Annotated in this window: 20 protein-coding genes; 5 read left to right on the plus strand and 15 right to left on the minus strand. The window is 73.0% G+C overall.

Annotation, left to right across the window (positions count from 1 at the left end):
* Nucleotides 1-100 precede the first annotated feature (100 nt).
* Nucleotides 101-724: a sulfite oxidase-like oxidoreductase gene (locus tag D0T12_RS10200; protein ID WP_117399260.1), complete on the minus strand. Its 624-nt coding sequence runs from the start codon at nt 722-724 to the stop codon at nt 101-103.
* 282 nt (nt 725-1,006) lie between these two features.
* Between D0T12_RS10200 and aroF the strand changes: the two genes are divergently transcribed.
* The 3 genes from aroF to D0T12_RS10215 all read left to right on the plus strand — a co-directional run bounded on the left by aroF (nt 1,007) and on the right by D0T12_RS10215 (nt 4,112).
* Nucleotides 1,007-2,053: a 3-deoxy-7-phosphoheptulonate synthase gene (gene aroF / locus D0T12_RS10205; RefSeq protein WP_117399261.1), complete on the plus strand. Its 1,047-nt coding sequence runs from the start codon at nt 1,007-1,009 to the stop codon at nt 2,051-2,053.
* Nucleotides 2,054-2,244: 191 nt separating this feature from the next.
* Complete coding sequence (locus tag D0T12_RS10210; protein WP_117399262.1) at nt 2,245-3,183, plus strand: EamA family transporter; 939 nt, start codon at nt 2,245-2,247, stop codon at nt 3,181-3,183.
* 41 nt (nt 3,184-3,224) lie between these two features.
* On the plus strand, nt 3,225-4,112 hold the full coding sequence (locus D0T12_RS10215; RefSeq protein WP_117399263.1) for a DUF5954 family protein: 888 nt from the start codon (nt 3,225-3,227) through the stop codon (nt 4,110-4,112).
* A gap of 64 nt (nt 4,113-4,176) precedes the next feature.
* On the opposite strand, the gene thiI is transcribed toward D0T12_RS10215, so the two are convergent.
* From thiI to D0T12_RS10255, 8 genes are all read right to left on the minus strand, one after another.
* The gene (thiI, locus tag D0T12_RS10220; RefSeq protein ID WP_117399264.1) at nt 4,177-5,412 is read right to left on the minus strand and encodes a tRNA uracil 4-sulfurtransferase ThiI; all 1,236 of its coding nucleotides are present in this window, start codon (nt 5,410-5,412) and stop codon (nt 4,177-4,179) included.
* Nucleotides 5,413-5,535: 123 nt separating this feature from the next.
* A complete protein-coding gene (locus tag D0T12_RS10225; RefSeq protein WP_117399265.1) occupies nt 5,536-6,561 on the minus strand; it encodes a 6-phosphofructokinase in 1,026 nt (341 codons plus the stop codon).
* 124 nt (nt 6,562-6,685) lie between these two features.
* On the minus strand, nt 6,686-7,150 hold the full coding sequence (locus D0T12_RS35300; protein ID WP_158581462.1) for a hypothetical protein: 465 nt from the start codon (nt 7,148-7,150) through the stop codon (nt 6,686-6,688).
* Nucleotides 7,147-7,977, minus strand: a complete 831-nt coding sequence (locus tag D0T12_RS10235) for a DUF692 domain-containing protein (protein WP_199487396.1) — start codon at nt 7,975-7,977, stop codon at nt 7,147-7,149. The genes D0T12_RS35300 and D0T12_RS10235 overlap by 4 nt, the downstream gene beginning before the upstream one ends.
* Nucleotides 7,967-8,920, minus strand: a complete 954-nt coding sequence (locus D0T12_RS10240) for a TIGR04222 domain-containing membrane protein (RefSeq protein WP_117399268.1) — start codon at nt 8,918-8,920, stop codon at nt 7,967-7,969. Before D0T12_RS10240 ends, D0T12_RS10235 begins: the two co-directional genes overlap by 11 nt.
* 46 nt (nt 8,921-8,966) lie before the next feature.
* Entirely contained in the window at nt 8,967-9,662 is a 696-nt protein-coding gene (locus D0T12_RS10245) for a response regulator (protein WP_117399269.1), read from the minus strand.
* Nucleotides 9,663-9,712: 50 nt separating this feature from the next.
* On the minus strand, nt 9,713-10,876 hold the full coding sequence (gene macS, locus D0T12_RS10250) for a MacS family sensor histidine kinase (protein WP_267900397.1): 1,164 nt from the start codon (nt 10,874-10,876) through the stop codon (nt 9,713-9,715).
* Nucleotides 10,869-11,603, minus strand: a complete 735-nt coding sequence (locus tag D0T12_RS10255) for a lysophospholipid acyltransferase family protein (RefSeq protein ID WP_117399270.1) — start codon at nt 11,601-11,603, stop codon at nt 10,869-10,871. The genes macS and D0T12_RS10255 overlap by 8 nt, the downstream gene beginning before the upstream one ends.
* A gap of 304 nt (nt 11,604-11,907) precedes the next feature.
* On the opposite strand from D0T12_RS10255, the gene D0T12_RS10260 reads away from it, so the two are divergent.
* Nucleotides 11,908-12,888, plus strand: coding sequence for a hypothetical protein (locus tag D0T12_RS10260; protein ID WP_117399271.1), 981 nt, complete (start codon nt 11,908-11,910; stop codon nt 12,886-12,888).
* Between the two features lie 9 nt (nt 12,889-12,897).
* Here D0T12_RS10260 and D0T12_RS10265 read toward each other — a convergent pair whose 3' ends face one another.
* The 6 genes from D0T12_RS10265 to D0T12_RS10290 all read right to left on the minus strand — a co-directional run bounded on the left by D0T12_RS10265 (nt 12,898) and on the right by D0T12_RS10290 (nt 17,239).
* Nucleotides 12,898-13,596, minus strand: coding sequence for an endonuclease/exonuclease/phosphatase family protein (locus D0T12_RS10265; protein WP_233525951.1), 699 nt, complete (start codon nt 13,594-13,596; stop codon nt 12,898-12,900).
* A 20-nt stretch (nt 13,597-13,616) separates the two neighbouring features.
* Nucleotides 13,617-14,585, minus strand: a complete 969-nt coding sequence (locus D0T12_RS10270; RefSeq protein WP_117399273.1) for an ROK family glucokinase — start codon at nt 14,583-14,585, stop codon at nt 13,617-13,619.
* A 48-nt stretch (nt 14,586-14,633) separates the two neighbouring features.
* Nucleotides 14,634-15,140 carry a hypothetical protein gene (locus D0T12_RS10275; RefSeq protein ID WP_117399274.1) on the minus strand — a complete coding sequence of 169 codons (507 nt, stop codon included), beginning with the start codon at nt 15,138-15,140 and terminating at the stop codon, nt 14,634-14,636.
* A 54-nt stretch (nt 15,141-15,194) separates the two neighbouring features.
* Nucleotides 15,195-15,629 carry an SRPBCC family protein gene (locus D0T12_RS10280; RefSeq protein ID WP_117399275.1) on the minus strand — a complete coding sequence of 145 codons (435 nt, stop codon included), beginning with the start codon at nt 15,627-15,629 and terminating at the stop codon, nt 15,195-15,197.
* 59 nt (nt 15,630-15,688) lie between these two features.
* Nucleotides 15,689-16,456 carry a metallophosphoesterase family protein gene (locus D0T12_RS10285; RefSeq protein WP_117399276.1) on the minus strand — a complete coding sequence of 256 codons (768 nt, stop codon included), beginning with the start codon at nt 16,454-16,456 and terminating at the stop codon, nt 15,689-15,691.
* 87 nt (nt 16,457-16,543) lie between these two features.
* The gene (locus D0T12_RS10290) at nt 16,544-17,239 is read right to left on the minus strand and encodes a copper homeostasis protein CutC (protein WP_117399277.1); all 696 of its coding nucleotides are present in this window, start codon (nt 17,237-17,239) and stop codon (nt 16,544-16,546) included.
* Between the two features lie 243 nt (nt 17,240-17,482).
* Between D0T12_RS10290 and D0T12_RS10295 the strand changes: the two genes are divergently transcribed.
* Nucleotides 17,483-19,297, plus strand: a complete 1,815-nt coding sequence (locus D0T12_RS10295) for an AMP-dependent synthetase/ligase (protein WP_117399278.1) — start codon at nt 17,483-17,485, stop codon at nt 19,295-19,297.
* Nucleotides 19,298-19,307: the final 10 nt, after the last annotated feature.

Below are 19,307 nucleotides of genomic sequence, written 5' to 3' on the forward strand. Positions count from 1 at the left end.
CGCGGGTGAGGGTGTTGCCCATTTACGATGGTCTCGGCTGGGCCACATCCGCGGGTGCCGGCGCGTGGCCGGTCACAGCGGCCCGATCACAGCGCCCTGATCACAGCGGTGGGGACTCGCCCTCGTCCTCCTGGTAGGAGTAGCGCTGCTCCCGCCACGGGTCGGCGACGTTGTGGTAGCCGCGTTCCTCCCAGAACCCGCGGCGGTCCTTCACCAGGTACTCCACTCCCCGCACCCATTTCACGCTCTTCCACGCGTACAGGTGCGGGACGACGATGCGGAGCGGGAACCCGTGGTCGGGGGTGAGCCGCTCCCCGTCGCGGTGGGTGGCGAACATCGTCCCGTCGGCGAGGAAGTCGCTCATCCGGATGTTGGCGCTGTAGCCGTACTCGGCCCAGACCATCACGTGCGTGACGTCCGGCGCGGGCGGCGCCAGCTCCACCATCGCCGAGCCCGCGACGCCCGCCCACTCGTTGTCGGGGATCGTGAACTTCGTCACGCAGTGGAAGTCGCCGACGGCGGTGGTCTTGGGGAACGCGTCGAACTCGTCCCATGACCAGCGGTACTGCTCCCCCGACTCCGTGGCGCCGAAGACGCGGAAGTCCCAGTCGTCGGGCCGGAACTTCGGGACGGGGCCGTAGTGCAGGACGGGCCAGCCCCGGGGGACGTACTGGCCGGGCGGCAGATCGCGCGGCGACGGTGCGGGCTGTTCGGGGTGGGACATGACGCGGCCATCCTGCCATCCGGCGTGAGGTGAGCCATATTCGGGGTGCGCGCGGCGACCGCGCGGTGTCGGCGCGGGGCCGGACCCGTTAAGCTGACTCCGTGCGCAACGTCGTCTATTTCTTTTGGTTCGACCAGCCCGGGCGGCTGGTCTGCCGGACGTTGCGCTGACAGACCACCTGGCGAGAAGCCCCGGGCCGCACTGGCCCGGGGCTTTCGTCGTTTTCAGGGCATGTTCGCGGGGTCCATGGGGGACCCCGCGCGAACGAGAGAGGCAACACCCATGGTCGTCGTCATGGCCCCGGAGGCCAACGAAGCGGACATCGAGGCCGTCGTCGCGCTGGTCGAGACGGCGGGGGGTGAGGCCTTCGTGAGCCGCGGCGTGGAGCGGACCATCGTCGGGCTCGTCGGTGACGTCCAGCAGTTCGGCTCGCTGAACCTGCGGGCGCTGCGCGGCGTCAGCGACGTCCTGCGCATCTCCGCGCCGCACAAGCTGGTCAGCCGGGAGAACCACGCCGAACGGTCGGTCGTGCGGGTCGGCGGCGTGCCGATCGGGCCGGGGACCATGACGCTGATCGCCGGGCCGTGCGCGGTGGAGACGCCCGAGCAGACCCTCGGCGCCGCGCAGATGGCGCAGGCCGCCGGGGCGACGCTGCTGCGCGGCGGCGCGTTCAAGCCGCGGACGTCCCCGTACGCGTTCCAGGGCCTCGGCAAGGCCGGCCTGCGCATCCTCGCGGACGTGCGGGAGGAGACGGGCATGCCGGTCGTGACCGAGGTGGTGGACGCCGCCGACGTCGACCTCGTCGCCTCCTACGCCGACATGCTCCAGATCGGCACCCGCAACGCGCAGAACTTCGCGCTGCTCCAGGCCGCGGGCGAGTCCGGCAAGCCGGTCATGTTGAAGCGCGGCATGAGCGGGACGATCGAGGAGTGGCTGATGGCCGCCGAGTACGTGGCGCAGCGCGGCAACCTCGACATCGTGTTGTGCGAGCGCGGCATCCGCACGTTCGAGAAGGCCACCCGCAACACCCTGGACATCTCCGCGGTGCCGGTGGCGCAGCGCCTCTCCCACCTGCCGGTGATCGTGGACCCGTCCCACTCGGGCGGCAGCCGCGACCTCGTCCTGCCGCTGACCCGCGCCGCGATCGCCGTCGGCGCCGACGGCGTGATCATCGACGTGCACCCGCATCCGGAGGCGGCGCTGTGCGACGGCCCGCAGGCCCTCGTGGACGGCGACCTGCGCGAGCTCGCCAAGCTCGTCCGCGACCTGCCGCCGATCGTCGGCCGTTCCCTCACCCGGGCGGCGGAGGCCGACGCCGTGCCCGCGTGATCGGTATCGTTCCGGCCATGGAGTACTGGACCTCCGACTGCGGCCCGCCCGCGCCCCGCACGGGGCGCGGCGACCGCACTCGCTGACCGAGTCCTGAGACGACGGCCAGGCGCGCTCCGCGCCCGGCCGGTGTTCTCCTGCGCCCCGAATCCGGATCCCTCGTCCGAATTCGAGTCCAGGAGTCACTCCTCGTGTCACCGCACACGTCCGCCCGCGCCCGGCGCGGCGGCCTCCACATCCTGTTCGCGGCGTCCCTGTGGGGCACCACCGGTACGGTCCGCACCTTCGCGGACGGGTCGTCGGCGTTCTCGGTCGCCGCGGTCCGCGTCATCGTCGGCGGGCTGGTCCTGTTCGCGCTCGCCGCGGCCTCCCGGCGCGGCGCCGGGCTGCGCCGGCTGTTCCGTGACCGCCGCAACGCGCCGCTCGTCGGCGTCGGCGCGGTCACGATCGCCGCGTACCAGACGGCGTTCTTCGTCTCCGCCGGACGCGCCGGCGTCGCCGTCGCCACCATCGTCACGATCGGCAGCGCCCCCGCGTTCACCGGCGCCGTCGGGCTGGTGACCCGGCGGGCGGCGCCGGGCGGCCGCTGGGCCCTGGCGACCACCGGCGCCGTCGCGGGCTGCGCGCTCCTCGTCGGCGGCGGCCGGGACGCGGGCACCGACCCCGCCGGGATCGCGCTGGCGCTGCTGTCGGGGCTGTCGTACGCGGTGTACGCGACGGTCGCGTCCGTCCTCATCACCCGCGGCGAGGACGACCGGGCCGTCACCGGGGCGCTGTTCGGGGCGGCGGCCGTCCCGCTGGTCCCGATCCTGCTGACCCAGCCCGCGGGCTGGGTGGCGACGGTGCCGGGCGCGCTGATCGCGCTCTACCTGGGCGTGGTCACCACCGGCGGCGGCTACCTGCTGTTCGCACGCGGCCTGCGCACGACGCCCGCCACCACGGCGACGACGTTGACCTTGGCGGAACCGGCCGTGGCGGCGGTGCTGGGCATCGCGCTGCTCGACGAGCGTCTCGGCCCGGTCGCGCTGGGCGGTCTCGGGCTGCTGGCGGTGAGCCTGGTCGTCCTCGTCGCACCCGTCCGACGGCGGAATGCAGCCGAACGCGCACAGGCCGGTAACGAATTGGTCTGAACCATTGGCCGGGGGACGCGTGCGGCGCGAGGATGGCCGCCATGACATCGGGCGATGGTGACGCCGGGGGGCGGCTGTTCCCGGAGGATCTCGAAGGCGTCGACCCGGTCGCCGCGGTGATGCTGGCCGACGCGTGCCGCGCCGTCTCCGCCTACCCGGAACTCGTGGTGCTGGGCGCGCTGTTCACGGCGGCCGAGCGCGTCCCCGGCGGCTGGCAGATCGTGTGCCCGTGCGACCCGCTGCCGCAGGGCGCCCGCGAGCTCCTCGCCGTCCATCTGGACGATCGGGCGGCCATGGCGAACGCGGAGGAGGCCCGGCGGCTCGCCGTCGCGGCGCGGACGCTGCAGGACGAGGCCGCCGACGAGGTGATCGCGGCCGGGCGGCGGTTCCGGATCGTGCGGATCGAGCAGCTCGTCCGTACCGGCCCGGAGGGCCCCGAACCTCCCCGGCCGACCGACCTCGACCCGCGGCCCCGCGGCCGGCGCGCCGCGCGTCCCTACGACCTGCTGCCCGACAACGGCCCGGCCTCCGACGTCGCCATCGCCGAGCTGCTGAGCCAGGTGCTGAACGCGGCGGCGGGCGGCGATCCGTCCGGCGTGTTCACGCCGGTCGCGCTGGCGCCCGCGTTCACCGTCGCCGAACGGGGCGAGCGCCGTTGGCGGCCGGTCGGACGGCTGCACGACGCCCCGCAGCAGGCCCGGGACTCCCTGGTCACCTACTTCCGGCATGTGGTGCCCGCCGTGGAGAGCCCCGCCTCGACGGACGTCGCCCAGTTCGCGGAGGCGGCGGCGCTGATGGAGGACGAGACACGCCGCAACGGCATCGCCGTGGCGGGCCGCCGGTTCCGCATCGTCCGCATCGAACGCGTCACACTGATGGGGCCGGACGGCCCCGAACCTCCACGCCCGACCGACTTCGACGCGCGTTAGTTCGCAGGAACGGCCCACTTCGCTCGCCTGGCGGCTCGCTGCGTGACCGGGGCTGCAACGGGTGTCAGCTCGCGGCTGGGTCGGCGTAGGTGGGGCGGTGTTCTTGGACGGAGTCCACCAGTTGTTCGGCCAGTTCGCCCACGTCCAGGCGCTTCTCGATCTGGCGTAGGTCGTCGATCTTCGCTCTGGTCTCGGCGCGGCGGGGTGCCAGGACCGTGCAACAGTCCTCGTCGGGCAGCTCGGAGATCGTCAGGGTGCGGATCCGGCGCGCCTGGTCCATGATCTCGACCTTGTCCATGCCGACGAGGGGGCGCAGGATCGGCAGCTCGACGGCGTCGTCCAGCGCGGTGATGTTGGCGAGCGTCTGGCTCGACACCTGGCCGAGCGCGTCGCCGGTGATCAGGGCGCCGCCACGTAGGCGGCGGGCGAGGAGTTCACCGGTGCGCAGCATCAACCGGCGCTGCGCGACCACGGCGAGCCGGTCGGCGCCGGACGTCTTGATCTGCTGCTGCGCCTTGCCGAACGGGACGACGAACAGCCGGGACCCGCCCTGGAACTTGTCCAGCTCGCGGACCAGCGCGTACGCCTTGTAGATCGACTCGGGGCCGGTGAAGGGCATGCCGGAGAAGTGCAGGTAGTCGACGCGCAGGCCGCGGCGCATCATCCGGTACGCGGCGACGGGCGAGTCGATGCCGCCGGACATCAGCACGAGGGCGCGGCCGCTCATGCCGACGGGCAGGCCGCCCTGGCCGGGAAGCCCGCCGGAGTAGACGAACACCTCGTCGCGGTCGACCTCGATCGACAGGGTGTGCTCGGGGTCCTTGAGCCGGACGGGCTGCCCGTACCTGCCGGTGAGGAGGGTGCCGATGTGCCGGTCGAGCTCGGTGGAGGTCAGCGGGAACCGCTTGTCACGGCGGCGGGACCGGACGGCGAACGCGCCGGTGCGGCCGTCCATGAGTTCGAGCGCGGCCTGTTCGACGCTGGGAAGGTCCTTTCCGACGCGCCAGGCCCGGTGCGCCCACACGATGCCCATGACGTCGGTGATCCGCTGCGCGACCCGGTCCATGGTGACGAGGTCGGCGTCGTGTTTGCGGACGATGAACACGCCGTGCCGCCGGATCACGTCGACCCGGGCGATGGGGCGGACGGCGGCGCGCACGTTGTCGGCGAGGCGGCGTTCGAACTGCTCGCGGTTCTTGCCCTTGAGGACGACCTCACCCAGTTTGAGCAGCACACACGGCTCGCCCGCGACGGGCGACTGTTCGCGGACGTCCGCCGCCGCGGTGTCGAGCGTGGTCATGCGTGATCCTCCAGGCGGGAACAAGGTCCGAGGGGTGGAACTCCAGTGTGGCTCAGACTGAGCAACACCGCGACTCGGTAAGCGTGTTCCCGCCCGGAGGGCCGGTCGGCCGGAGACGATCGCTCAGCCGAAGAAGACCTCGGCCTCGGAGTAACGCTCCAGCGGGACGGTCTTCAGTTCCTTGGTGGCCTCGTCGAGGCCGACCCGGATGATCTCGGTGCCCTTGAGCGCGACCATCTTTCCGTAGTCGCCGTCCTTGACGGCGTCGATGGCCTGGAGGCCGAAGCGGGTGGCGAGGACGCGGTCGAACGCGGTGGGCGTGCCGCCGCGCTGGATGTGCCCGAGCACGGTGGCGCGGGCCTCCTTGCCGGTGCGCTTCTCGATCTCGTCGGCGAGGAGCTGGCCGATGCCGCCGAGCCGGACGTGCCCGAACGCGTCCCGCTCGCCGGTCTGCAGGTGCATCTGCCCGTCGATCGGGTGGGCGCCCTCGGACACCACGATGATCGGCGCGTAGCGGGTCTTGAACCGGCTCTCGACGTACTGGCAGACCTTCTCGATGTCGAAGGGCCGCTCGGGGATGAGGATGACGTTGGCGCCCGCGGCCATGCCGACGTGCAGCGCGATCCAGCCCGCGTGCCGGCCCATGACCTCGCAGATCAGGGCGCGGTGGTGACTCTCGGCGGTGGTGTGCAGCCGGTCGACGGCCTCCATGCCGATGTTCACGGCGGTGTCGAAGCCGAACGTGTAGTCGGTGGCGTTGAGGTCGTTGTCGATGGTCTTCGGCACGCCGACGACCTTGACGCCCTGGGCGTACAGTTCGCGGGCGACGCCGAGGGTGTCCTCGCCGCCGATGGCGATCAGCGCGTCCACGCCGAGGCCGGCGAGGTTGTCCTTGATCCGCTCGACCCCGCCCTCGACCTTGATCGGGTTCGTCCGGGACGAGCCGAGGATCGTCCCGCCGCGCGGCAGGATCCCGCGCACGGCCTGGACGTCGAGGGCCACGGTGTCGCCTTCGAGGGGGCCGCGCCACCCGGCGCGGAAGCCCACGAACTCGTAGCCGAAGACCTGGACGCCCTTGCGCACGACCGCGCGGATGACCGCGTTCAGGCCGGGGCAGTCACCGCCTCCGGTCAGCACTCCGACGCGCATGCCTTCTCCTTCTGCCACCGGGCTCCTCCCTCGAACTCCACACCTCAGACTAGCCGTCCGGGCAGGACGGCACGGGGCATTCGCCAGGGTCCCGGCGCGCCCTCATTGGTCTAGACCATAGCCGTTACCGGGGGGTCGGCGCGCCCGCGCCCCGGCCGATCACGCGGATCCGCCCGCGGGCGACCAGCGCCACCCCGCCCGGCACCCGCCGGACGGCCGCCCGGCGCGGCCAGGGCGGCGACGCGCCGTCGTAGGACCAGCGGGCCTCGACGAGCGCCAGTTCCCGTGCCGCCTCGGCGGTGAGGTCGGCGCGCCGGGCCCGCGCGAAGTCCCAGCCGTCCCGGAAGGATCCCCGTGTCGGACGTTCGGTCGCCCATCCGGCGAACGTCGCCGTCCAGGACGCGCCGTACGACCCGGCGAGCAGCGGCCAGGCGCGGGCGACCTCACCGGCCCGTTTGGCGAGGATGCCGCGTGCGGTCGCCCGGACCGCGTCGGCGTCGAACCCCTCGGGCAGGGGTCCGCCCGCGGCCATGGCCCGGACGAGTGCCTCCTGCGCGGCCGCCAGTTCGACGTCGAACGGTTCGCTCATGTGACCGCCGGAAATCCGGAGGCGGCGGCGATGGCGTCCAGCTCGGCCCGCAGCTCGTCGACGGGCGGGTAGTGGCCGTCGCGTTCCAGGAGGAACCCCGGCGGCCGTTGCCTGGCGCACATCTCGGCGACCAAGTCCAGGACCCCGGCCGGGACGGCGGCGGCATGCGTGTCGTGGTACCGCCCGCCAGCCTCGGAGCCGCCGGCGACATGGCAGTACGCGACGCGGTCGAGCGGCAGCCGGTCGAGGAGGGCGAGGGGGTCCTCGCCGCGGTTGCGCGCGTTGGCGTACACGTTGGCGACGTCCAGCAAGAGGAGGGCGCCGGTGCGGTCCAGCAGTTCGGTCAGGAAGTCGGCCTCGGTGTATTCGTCGTCCGGCCAGTCGAAGAGCATGGCGATGGGCTCGACGGCCAGCGGGACGGGCAGTTCCGACCGGGTGCGGCGGATGTTGGCGGTGAGGACGTCCAGCGCGGCCCGTGTCCGCGGAACCGGCAGCAGGTGACCGGCCTCGATCCCGCCCGCCCGGACGAACGCGACGTGCTCGCTCACCAGCGGCGCCTTCAGGACCTCGGCGCAGGCGGCGAGGTGCGCGACACGATCGGCGGCCACCGGCTCGGCGCCGCCGAGGGAGAGCTTCACGCCGTGCGGGACGATCGTCACGCCGCGGTCGCGCAGGGCCGCCAGGTCGGGTGCGGGACGCTCCGGATGGACGGATTCGGCGATCACCTCGGTGAAGCGCAGCTTGGGCAGCGCCTCGACGAACCCGGCGATCTCGGGACGCCAGCCGACGCCGACCCCGAGTTCCGGAACGGTGACGTCAGAAACCACCGCCGCCTCCGCACGAGCTGCCGCCCCCGCACGAGCTGCTACTGCTCCCGCAAGAGCTGCTACTGCTCCCGCAGGAGGAAACGGTCGAGCACACCACGACGGTGCTCGCGCAGGACGTGCCGACGGGCGTGGAGGTGGTGAAACCGGTCGTCCCGACATAGCGGCCGAGCCCGATGGTCTGGACGAACACGGGGTCGAAGGCCATCAACGCCACCGGTCCGAACACCGCGATGGCCAGCAGCGCCGACCGGGGGTCGAGATCGGCGTACGAGGGCGTGTGCGCCGGATCGAGGTGGGCGTTGGCGGTCCTGCTCTGCTCGACGAAGCGGTCGCCCTCCACCGTCGACCACCAGCGGTTGCGGAGCAGCCGGAACCCGACCACGTTGATGACGAGCACGGCCGCCAACGGAAGCAGGAACTCCGGGAAGCCTTGAAAGAAGTCGGCGAAGTAGAGCGGGAAGCCGAGCGCCGTCCACGCCAGGCGGAGCCGCCGGGAGGTCCGCCGGGCGCGCGAGTGATCCGGACCGATCAGCACACCCTCCGCGACGAGCCCGTCGTGGAGCCGGTCTAGCGCGACCCTGACATCCTTCTCGTTGGTCAGTTCGTGGACCGTCCAGGTCAGGCCGCCGACGAGCGCCGAATAGATCGCCGCGTCCAGCGGCCCGCCCGCGGCGCGCGGGTCCGCGATGGGCGGCGCGGTCGCCGTCAACCGGCCGTCGGCGTGGGCGTCGACCATGCCGTCGAGGCGCAGCGCCGCGATCGCCGTGGCGACCGCGTGCCGCCGGTCGCCGTGCAGGTAGGCGACCTCGTACGGGTGCAGGTCACGGGTCGGGGCGTGGCCGTTGGTCACGTCCGCCCACGCGTTCCGCAGGAACCTGAGCAGGACGATCCCGGCGGTGACGTAGCCCGCCAAGAGTCCGAGTCCCAATAATGCGTCGGCCATGGTGTTCTCCCGTCTGATACGCCTTCGATGATCAGGCGCCCGGCGATCAGACGCCGTGATCCCCGTCACGGTTTCCGCCACGAATGTTCTTCTCGTCAAGGCCCCGCTCGATGGCGTAACGGACGAGTTCGACGCGGTTGTGGAGCTGGAGTTTGCGCAGCGTGTTCTGCACGTGGTTCTGCACCGTCCGGTGGGACAGGACGAGTCGTTCCGCGATCTGCTTGTACGTCAGGCCCTTGGCGACGAGCCGCAGGACCTCCGTCTCGCGTGCGGTCAGGCGCGGGGCGTCGTCGTCCGGGCGGGCGCCGTCGCCGTCCCCGGCGCCCTTCCCGGCGGCGAGCCTGCGGTACTCGCCGAGGACGAGACCGGCGAGACCGGGTGTGAACACGGCGTCGCCCGCGCCGGTGCGGCGGACCGCGTCCAGGAACTCCTCCCGCGCCGCGGACTTGAGCAGGTATCCGGTGGCGCCCGCCTTGACGGCGTCCAGGACGTCCTGCTGCTCGCCGCTCGCCGACAGCACCAGCACGCGGGCGGACGGGTCGGCGGCGACCAGCCGGCGGGTCACCTCGACGCCGCTGATGTCGGGAAGCCGAAGGTCGACGACGGCGACCCGCGGACGCGTCGCGGCGGCGACACGGACGGCGGCGCGGCCCTCGCCCACGGTCGCGACCACCTCGTGACCGGCCTCGGCGAGGTCCCGGGCGACCGCGTCGCGCCACATCGGATGGTCGTCCACGACCATGACCCTGAGGGGAACGTCGCTCACGGGTCACACCCTAGGGCGCGGCGCGGTCAGGGCCGGGGGACGGTCATCTCGATCTCGGTGCCCGCGCCGTCGGCGGTGGAGATCGCGACCGTGCCGCCGAGGTCCCGGACACGGCCGAGGATGGACTGCGCGACGCCGAGCCGCCCGTCCGCCTCCGCCTCCGCCAGGCGCCCGTCGGGGATGCCGGGGCCGTCGTCGCGGACGCTGACCGTGACCTCGCCGTCGCCGTCCTCCAGCAGGATCCACGCGCGGGCGCCGTCGCCGCAGTGCCGCCGGACGTTGTCCAGCGCCGCCGCCACCGCCGCGTCGATCTCCCGGGCGACGCGGGCGGGCAGCGGCACGCCGGTCGCGGGCGTCGAGACCGTGACGGACGGGGACGCGTGCCGGTTCAACGACACGCGGAGATCGACCTCGTCCGCCGTGGCCGGATCGGGCGCGGTGCCGATGAGGGCCCGCAGCGCCGCCTCCTGCTCGCCCGCGAGCCGTCCGAGGTCCGCGGCCGCGCCGCCGAGTTCGTCGCCGCGCCGCCGGACCATCGCCAGCACCTGGAGCACCGAGTCGTGGATGCGGCGGGCGAGCCGCTCCCGTTCCCGGGTGGCCGACTCCAGCTCCACGGCCCGCGCCAGGCGCGCCTCCGCGTCCAGCGCCAGCCGGACGACGTGCCCGCCGACGAGGCCCGCGAGGAGCAGCAGCACGATGCCGTTGAACGTGGTCAGGCCGATCTCGCCGACCGTCCCGGCGAGCGCGTGGACCAGCAGGTGCGCCGCCGACAGCACGAGCGCGGCGACGACGCCGAGCCGCCGCCCGCCCGCCACCGCCCACGACATGACCGCCGCCGCCACCCACGACACCGGCAGCGTCGGACGGCCGTCCGCGAGGTTCTCGGCGGTCTCCACCCACGCTGTGGCGAGCACGCACCCGGACGCGACGGCGAGATCGGCGACCAGCAGTGGCCATCTTCGTCGCCGCGCTCTCGTGAATGCGGGCACCGTGAAGGCGGGGACCGTGAGCGCCGTCCAGGCGGTCATGGCGGCCAGGACGGTCCAACCGCCGGCGGGACGGGCGTACCCGTCGACGTTCATGACGATCAGCACGGCGGCGTAGCCCAGTGTCAGGACGCGGTAGACCGCCAGCGCCCGCCACAGCGCGGTCTCCAGCCCCGTGCCCGCCCGCGCGCCGTGATCAGCCAGCGTCGGTCAACCCTTCGTCGTCCTCGACCGGCCGCACCGGCTTCCCGGCCAGCTCCGCCTTCACCTCGGCGGCGTACCGGTCGACGTACTCCTGGCCCGACAGCTCCCGGATCGCCGCCATGATCTCGTCGGTGACCTGCCGCAGGACCTCCCGGTCGTCCTCGCGGCCGTAGAAGCGGGAGAAGTCCAGCGGCTCGCCGAAGCGCACGCCGGGCCGCACCCCGAGCCGCGGCAGCGGCTTGCCCGGCGGCATCAGCTCGAACGTGTTGATCATCGCCATCGGGATCACCGGGACCCGCGACTTCAGCGCCAGCCGCGCCACGCCGGTCTTGCCGCGGTACAGCCGGTCGTCGGGCGCGCGGGTGCCCTCGGGGTAGATGCCGAGCAGCTTGCCCTCCGCGAGGATCCGCAGCCCCGTCCGCAGCGCAGCCTCGCCCGCCGGGCCGCCCGTCCGGTCCACCGGCACCACGCCGACGCCGGTGAAGAACCCCTTGCTGATCAGGCCCTTGATCCCCTTGCCGGTGAAGTACTCGCCCTTGCCGATGAAGTAGATCGGGCGCAGCAGCGGCAGCGGCCCGAAGAAGTGGTCGGCGAACGACAGGTGGTTGCTCACGAGCAGCGCCGGGCCCCGCTTCGGGACGTTCTTCATCCCCCGGTTCCGCGGCCACCAGCCGAGGTACAGGATGGGCGAGAGGACGACCCTGAGCAGGATCCAGAACCAGAGCATGCGGGACCTTCCTCGGACCGGACGCCCCGGGGCGGGCATGGCCGGTCCCTGGCCGACGGGGATGTTGGGACATCTTCCCACTCCGCCGCCCCCCTCGCTCTACCGGCCGGTACGAGGGCCGTCGCAGGGCGCGGCGGAATGAACGTAGGCTCTGAGGCGTAATTCTGAATCGGGTACGCCCGGGGTCTTGTCCCGGGCGGCGCAGCGAATACCGTGGGACACACGTTTCACATGTCGATGAGGGAGCGGAGGCCGTCATGCCGGTGCGGTCGGTCACGCCGGAGTCATCGAAGGAGCCGGCCCCGTGAATCGCCGTGGCAATGGACTGTCAGCGAACACCTACGCCCCTCTGGTCGACCTCGCCCCCCATCTCGCCGACGCGCTGCTGACGGCGCTCGGCGAGGCCGGGGTGGCGGCCTACGCGACCTCGCCCACCGCGCTGGGCGAACCGGCCGACCCGCCGGCGCCGGACCCGGCCGAGCCCACCGGCGGCGTCGCCGGGGACGTCCTCGACCGGCTGTACGTGGACGTCGACATGAAGCCCACGGCGGAGGGCATCCTGCGCACCCATCTCGCCCGGCTGCGCGACGCGTCCGCCCGCGGCTCCGAGCCGGACCGTCCCGACGCCGACGTCGCCGAGGCCCACGGCGGTGACGTCCACGGCGCCGAGGCCCACAAGGAAGCGCACAAGGAGGCGCACGGTGAGGCGCACGGCGGGGAGGGTCGCGCCGCCGAGTCCCGTGGCACCGCCGAGTCCCGTGGCACCGCCGAGGCGGGGGCGCCCTCCAAGCCCGTCAAGGACGCCGAACCCGTCAGGGACTCCGACGGCGGGGCCGCCGAACGCGACGAGGACGCGATCTGGGCGGAGATCGTCGCGGGGTTCGACTCCACGCCCGACGGCGACGACACCCCCTGGCCCGACGAGGAGAACGTCTCCGAGCCCGCCGACCCGCCGGAGGAGGGCGACGACCGCACCGGCCGACTCCCCCGCGCCCGCGTCATCAAGTCCGCCGAGCCCGCCGAGTTCCCGCCGGACCCCGACGACGAGGGGCACTACGTCCCGCCCCCTCCCCCGCCACTGCCGAGCGCCGACCCGCTCACCAAGGGCGCCTGGATCGCGCTCGTCGGCGGTCCGATCTACCTCCTGATCACCGTCGTGCTCGACTGGGAGGTGCCCGGCTGGGCGGCCTTCCTCGCCGTCGCCGCCTTCATCGGCGGCTTCGTCACCCTCGTCCTGCGCATGGGCGACGAGCCGCGCGACCCCGACGACGGAGCCGTCGTCTAGCGCCGCCGTTCAGGTCGCCGTCGGAGGCACGTCCAGGACGGCGAGCACCGGGCGGTGGTCGGTGGCCTTCGGGTAGTCGGCCGTGAGGGCCTCGTCCCCGGTCGGCACCCCGCACGCGGTGATCCCCACCACCGGGTCGGTGAAGACGCCGTCGATGCGCCTGCGCGGGTCGCGGGCGGAGAAGGTCAGCGCGTCGCCGCTCGGCGCGACCATGTGGGCGTCCAGGAAACGGTCGGTGAGCAGGTTCCAGGACGGGCCGCCGGGTTCCTCATTGACGTCGCCCGCGAGGACGACCGGCGCCCGGTGCCGGTCGCGGACCCGGTCGAGGTGGGCGAGGATCTCCCCGACGTGGCGGAGCCGCGGGCCGTCCCGCAGGTCCAGATGGGTGGACGCCGCGATCAGACGGGCGCCGCCGACCTCCAGCACCGCGATCGCCACGGCACGGCGGTGCAAATCCGGGTCGGGGGTGAGCAGATGGAACGCCCGCGCCAGCCGCCGGACGCGCGGCGCGGTGAGGACGGCGAGCCCGCAGGCCCGCCGTCCCGCCGCGATGTCCAGCCCGCACGCGCGGGCGAGGCGGCGGCGTTGGAGCCGCCACGTCCAGAACCGCGGGACCTCCTGCAGGCACACGACGTCCGGGTCGAGGGCGCGGACCACCCGGGCCACGGCGCCGGGATCGTCGCGCAGCGACCGGACGTTGTAGCTCAACAGGCGGACGGTCGGCACGTCTAGACGGCGACGTCCTGGAGGGGGCGGACGCGGGCCAGGTCGGCCGCGCCGACGATCCCGGCCGCCGAGCCCAGCTCGGCGATGCGGATGTCGGGCAGCGGGCGGTGGCCGCGGCCCGTCAGGGCGTCCTCGAACGCGGAGCGGATCGGGTCGAGGAGCAGGTCGCCCGCGTCGGAGAGGCCGCCGCCGATGATGAACGCGCCCGGGTCGAGGATCGCGCTGAGGTCGGCCAGGCCCTGACCCGCCCAGTGCGCGATGGTCCGGAAGCACTCCAGGGCCGCCTTGTCGCCCTCCCGGGCCGCCTGCGACACCTCGGGGCCGCTGATGCCCTCCGGGCGCCCGTCGCCGAGCTCCAGGAGTCGCCCGGCCATCGCGGGCGCCACGCGGGCCAGGTCGCGGGCCTCGTGGACGAGGGCGTTGCCGCTGGCGTACTGCTCCCAGCAGCCGCGGTTGCCGCAGCCGCAGCGGCGGCCGTCGGGGACGACCCGGAAGTGGCCCATCTCGGCGCCGATGCCGAACCGGCCCCGGTACAGCTCGCCGTTGATGATGATGCCGCCGCCGATGCCGGTGCCGAGGGCGACCAGCACGAGGAAGTTCTCGCCGCGTCCGGCGCCGAACCTCGCCTCGCCCCAGGCGGTGGCGTTGCCGTCGTTCTCCACGACGACCGGCAGCCCGACCAGGCTCTCGACCTTCTCCTTGATCGGCTCCTCCCGCCACGCCAGGTTCGGGGCGAACAGGACGTTGGAGCGGTCCTCGTCGACGAACCCGGCGGTGCCGAGGCCGACCGCCGACACCTCTTCGAACTTGCCCTTCAGCAGGTCGACGACCTCGGCGATGGTCTCGGCGGTCTCCTTGGGGTTGGTCGAGGGAGTGGGCCGACGGACCTTCTCCAGAATGGTCCCCCGGTCGTCGACGACCCCGGCGGCGACCTTGGTGCCGCCCACATCCACGCCGATGGTCAGGGCCATGTACGCTTCCTCCTCTTCGCGCGGCCCGGCAGGGGGCCCGGTGCCGCACTACCCGATGTCGATGGGGTCGCCGCCGGTGGCGGCTGACCACGGCTCGCCCGTCTCGCGGTGATCCGACCGCTCGGACCTACCCGCCGACGGCCGTGCCGACGCCTCCCGCGGACGGTCCCGTCCCGGCCGACCGGTCGCGGTCCGGTCGAACGCGGCGACGACGTCCAGCGCGGCGGCGAGGAGCGAGCGTCCGGCGTCGTGCAGGTGCCGGCCGAGGTCGCCGCCCGCCTCCCGCCTGATCGCGATCGCCCGGCAGATCGGGCAGCCGCGACAAACGGAGGCGTCCCCCGCGTCGCCCGCGTCACCGGCGCCGGTCGGCTGCTCGGTCGTCACGCGGCTCCACACGTCGCCGTTCCTCGCGGCGTCATCGCGGTCGGCGCGCCTGTCGGCGTGCTTGTCGGTGTCACGGTCCCGGCCACCGCCTCCGACTCCGCCGATACGCCTGATCAGCGTGTCGAGGAGCTTGGTCGCCTCGTCCAGGACGTCGCCCGGCTGGTCGCTCATGACTCCATCTTCCATCCGTCGTCGGCGTGAACGGTATCGCTCCCGCGGGGGTGGTCAGCTCTCCACATGGCGCTTGAGATCTTTGAGCGCGGAGCCGACGATCCGTTTCTCCGCCTGGCGCTTCAGCAGGCCGGGCAGCGGGATCTTGACGTCCACGGCGAGTTCGTAGACCACCTCGGTGGAGGCGCCGCGGTCGTCCAGGGTGTAGGAGCCGCGCAGTCCGGTGACGACGGAGCCCGCCTCCACCAACTCCCACTTCACCCGGTCGTCGCCCTCCCAGGTGTAGGCGAGGCCCACGGTGTCGCTGACCGGGCCGCCGTCGAACGTGACCTTGGCCCGGGACGCCCGGCCGTCCTCACCGGACTCCTGCACGGCGCAGCCGCGGATGCCGTTCGCCCATCGCGGGTACGCCTCCAGGTCGGCGATCACCGCCATGATCTCGGCCTTTCCGGCCTTGACCGTGATGGAGGAGCGCGTACTGTCCGCCATCTGCGCCTCCCTTCGGCTCGTGACGGGCCCGCTCGGGCCCGGTCCTAGAGAAGTATCTTTCACAGCGTCAGCGCGTACGGCACGCCGCGGGCACGGAAATGACCGACGTTCACGCATTCGGTGCGGCCGATGCGGGTCCGGCGTGCCAGCGGCTGGTGGACGTGCCCGAAGAGCACGTACCTCGGCTGCGTCCGGTGGATCGCGTCGAGGATCGCCTCGCTGCCCCGCTCGAACCGGCGCGCCACGGTGTCGTACAGCAGGTCCGGGACGGCGGGCGGGATGTGGGAGCACAGCACGTCCACGTCGCCGAGCGCCGCGACCTTGGCGGCGTACACGTCGTCGTCCACCTCGTAGGGAGTGCGGTACTCGGTGCGCAGGCCGCCGCCGACGAACCCGAACCGCAGGCCGCCGATCTCGGTGGTCTCGCCGTCCAGGACGTGGTGCCCGTCGCGCAGGTGCGGGCCCCACATGCGCGGGACGTCGACGTTCCCGTACGTGAGGTAGGCGGGCGTCGGCATGGCCGTGAACAGTTCGGCGTACTGCCGGTCGACGGCGCGTTCGATGTGCGGCCACGCCTCGCCGTCGAGGGACGCCCACAGGCCGCGTGAGAAGTCGCGGGCCTCGTCGAAGCGCCGCGCGGTGCGCAGCGCGATGAGGCGTTCGGCGTTGTCCCGGCCGAACAGTTCGGGGAAGATCCCCTGCTCGTGGTCTTCGTAGTCGACGAAAAGGATCAGGTCGCCGAGGCAGACGAGCGCGTCGGCGCCGTCCGCCGCCGCCGGCAGCGCGTCCGTCCGGCCGTGGACGTCGCTCACCACATGGATCCTCATGAACCGACTCTAATGGGACACATCGCCCACGAGAACGAACGGTGCCCGTGGGTGCGACGAGCGGAGCCGGGGACGGGACGGGCGCGCTCAGCCCGCTGCGGCCGACACCAGGGAGCGCCACTCCCGCACCAGCGCCGGGTCGACCGGCGCGTCCCAGGCGCCGTCCGGGCGGACGGCGGTGCCCACGTGGAACGCGGTGATCCCCGCAGCGGCGAGGACCGCGACGTGCTTCCGGCGCAACCCGCCGCCCGCCATGATCATCTTGGCCGCCTCGGGGCTCTCGGCGGCGCGCCGGACGAGCACGTCCACCCCGGCGTCCACGCCCCGCGCCGACCCGGCCGTGAGCACGGTGTCGAGCCCGCCGCCCAGCCCGCGGACGACGTCCCACGCGTGGCCGGGATCGTCGGAGTTGTCGAGCGCGCGGTGGAACGTCCAGGGCAGCGGGGCCGCGTCGGCGGCGAGCTTCCCGGTGGCGCCGGTGTCGACATGGCCGGACGCGTCGAGAAACCCGAAGACGAACCCGTCCGCACCCGCGTCGGCGAGGTCGGCGGCGGCGCCGCGCAGCCGGTCGAGTTCCCCGCCGGACGTCCCGAACCCCGCGTTGGCCCGCAGCATCACCCGGATCGGCAGGGTCGTCGCCTCGCGCACGGCCGCGACCACGTCGGGATCGGGGGTGAGACCGTCGGCGGCCATGTCGGCGACGACCTCCAGCCGGTCGGCGCCGCCGTCCTGCGCCGCCCGCGCGTCCTCGGCCGTCAGCGCGATCACTTCGAGCAGCGACATGGTGTTCCCCCTGGGACCGCGTTCCGGTGCGACCGGCTCAAGAGTAGGCGACCCGGCGGCGCCCACGGCTCGCGGCGTGCGGTCTTTGCCGTGCCGTGACCCGCCGGGCGGACCGGTCGCGAAGCCCGTGCGACATGCCCGGCCTACAAGGCATTTCCGCTACTCACGGGTATCATGCGTGATCGGAGAAGCCACCATCGGACTTCCCCGCCGACCTCGACGGATCGACTACAGGAGCAGGCCGTGCGCGAGTTCAGCGTCCCCGCGATGGTGGAGGTCTCCGACTCCGCCACCCTGACCGACACGCCGTTCACCCGGGCCGCCGAGGAGCCCAACGCGATCGTGACCCGGCGCAAGAGCGGCCCCGCCGACGCGCCCACCTGGAGCGCCGTCACCGCGGCCGAGTTCGCCGCCGAGATCGCCCGGTTCGCCAAGGGCCTCGTCGCCGCCGGCATCGAGCCCGGCGACCGGGTCGCGCTACTGTCCCAGACCCGCTACGAGTGGACGGTCCTCGACTACGCGATCTGGACGGCGGGCGCGATCTCCGTTCCGATCTACGAGACGTCCTCCGCCGAGCAGATCGAGTGGATCATGGGCGACTCCGGCTCGAAGGCCGTGTTCGCCGAGACGGACGCGCACGTCGCGGCGGTCGAGGGGCTCCGGGACCGGCTTCCCGACCTCGGGCCGGTGTGGGGCATCGACGCCCCCGGCGTGGACGGTCTGGAGAAGCTCGTCGAGCTCGGCGCCGACGTCGATGACGACGTGATCGAGAAGCGGCGCCGCTCCCGGAACGCCGCGGACGTCGCCACGCTCATCTACACCTCCGGCACCACCGGGCGCCCCAAGGGCTGCGAGATCACCCACGGGAACCTGGTGGCGACCGCCCGCAACGGGGTCCAGGGCGCGATCTCCGAGGTCGTCACCGACGGCAGCTCGACACTGCTGTTCCTGCCGCTGGCGCACGTGTTCGCCCGGTTCGTCCAGGTCGCCGCCATCGAGGGCGGCCTCGTCCTCGGGCACAGCAACGTCCCGAACCTGCTGCCCGACCTCGCCACCTTCCGGCCGACGTTCCTGCTCGCCGTCCCCCGCGTCTTCGAGAAGGTCTACAACGGCGCCGAGCAGAAGGCCACCGCCGCGGGCAAGGGCAAGATCTTCAAGGCGGCGGCGGAGACCGCCGTCGCCTACAGCCGCGCCCTGGACGCCGGCGGGCCCGGCCTGGCGGTGAAGCTCAAGCACAAGGCGTTCGACGTGCTCGTGTACAAGAAGCTGCGCGCGGCGACCGGCGGGCAGATCGCGTACGCGATCTCCGGCGGCGCCGCGCTCGGCGAGCGGCTCGGCCACTTCTTCCGCGGCGTCGGCATCACGATCCTGGAGGGCTACGGCCTCACCGAGACGACCGCGCCCGCCAGCGTCAACCGTCCCACCGAGATCAAGATCGGCACCGTGGGACGGCCGCTCCCGGGCGTGGACGTCCGCGTCGACGACGACGGGGAGGTCCTCGTCCGCGGCGTCAACGTCATGCGCGGCTACTGGAACAACGAGGCCGCCGGCAAGGAGGTCCTGGAGGAGGACGGCTGGTTCCACACCGGCGACCTCGGCTCCCTCGACGACGACGGCTTCCTGCGCATCACCGGACGGAAGAAGGAGATCCTCGTCACCGCGGCGGGCAAGAACGTCGCGCCCGCCCCGCTGGAGGACAGGCTCCGCGCCCACCCGCTGATCAGCCAGTGCCTCGTCGTCGGCGACGGCCGCAAGTTCATCTCCGCGCTCGTCACGCTGGACGAGGAGGCGCTCGGCCCGTGGAAGGAACAGCACGGCAAACCGGCGGAGATGACGCTGGACGAGGCGCGCCGCGACCCCGACCTGGTCGCCGAGATCGACGCCGCGGTCGCGGAGGCCAACACCTCCGTCAGCCGCGCCGAGGCGATCAAGAAGCATGTCATCCTCGGGGTCGACTTCACCGAGGAGACCGGCCATCTGACGCCCAGCCTCAAGGTCAAGCGCAACGTCGTCCTGACGGACTTCGCCGCCGAGATCGACGCCATCTACACCGGCTGACCCGCCCCAC

The sequence above is a fragment of the Actinomadura spongiicola genome (assembly GCF_003432485.1).
In the GTDB taxonomy this organism is placed as follows: domain Bacteria; phylum Actinomycetota; class Actinomycetes; order Streptosporangiales; family Streptosporangiaceae; genus Spirillospora; species Spirillospora spongiicola.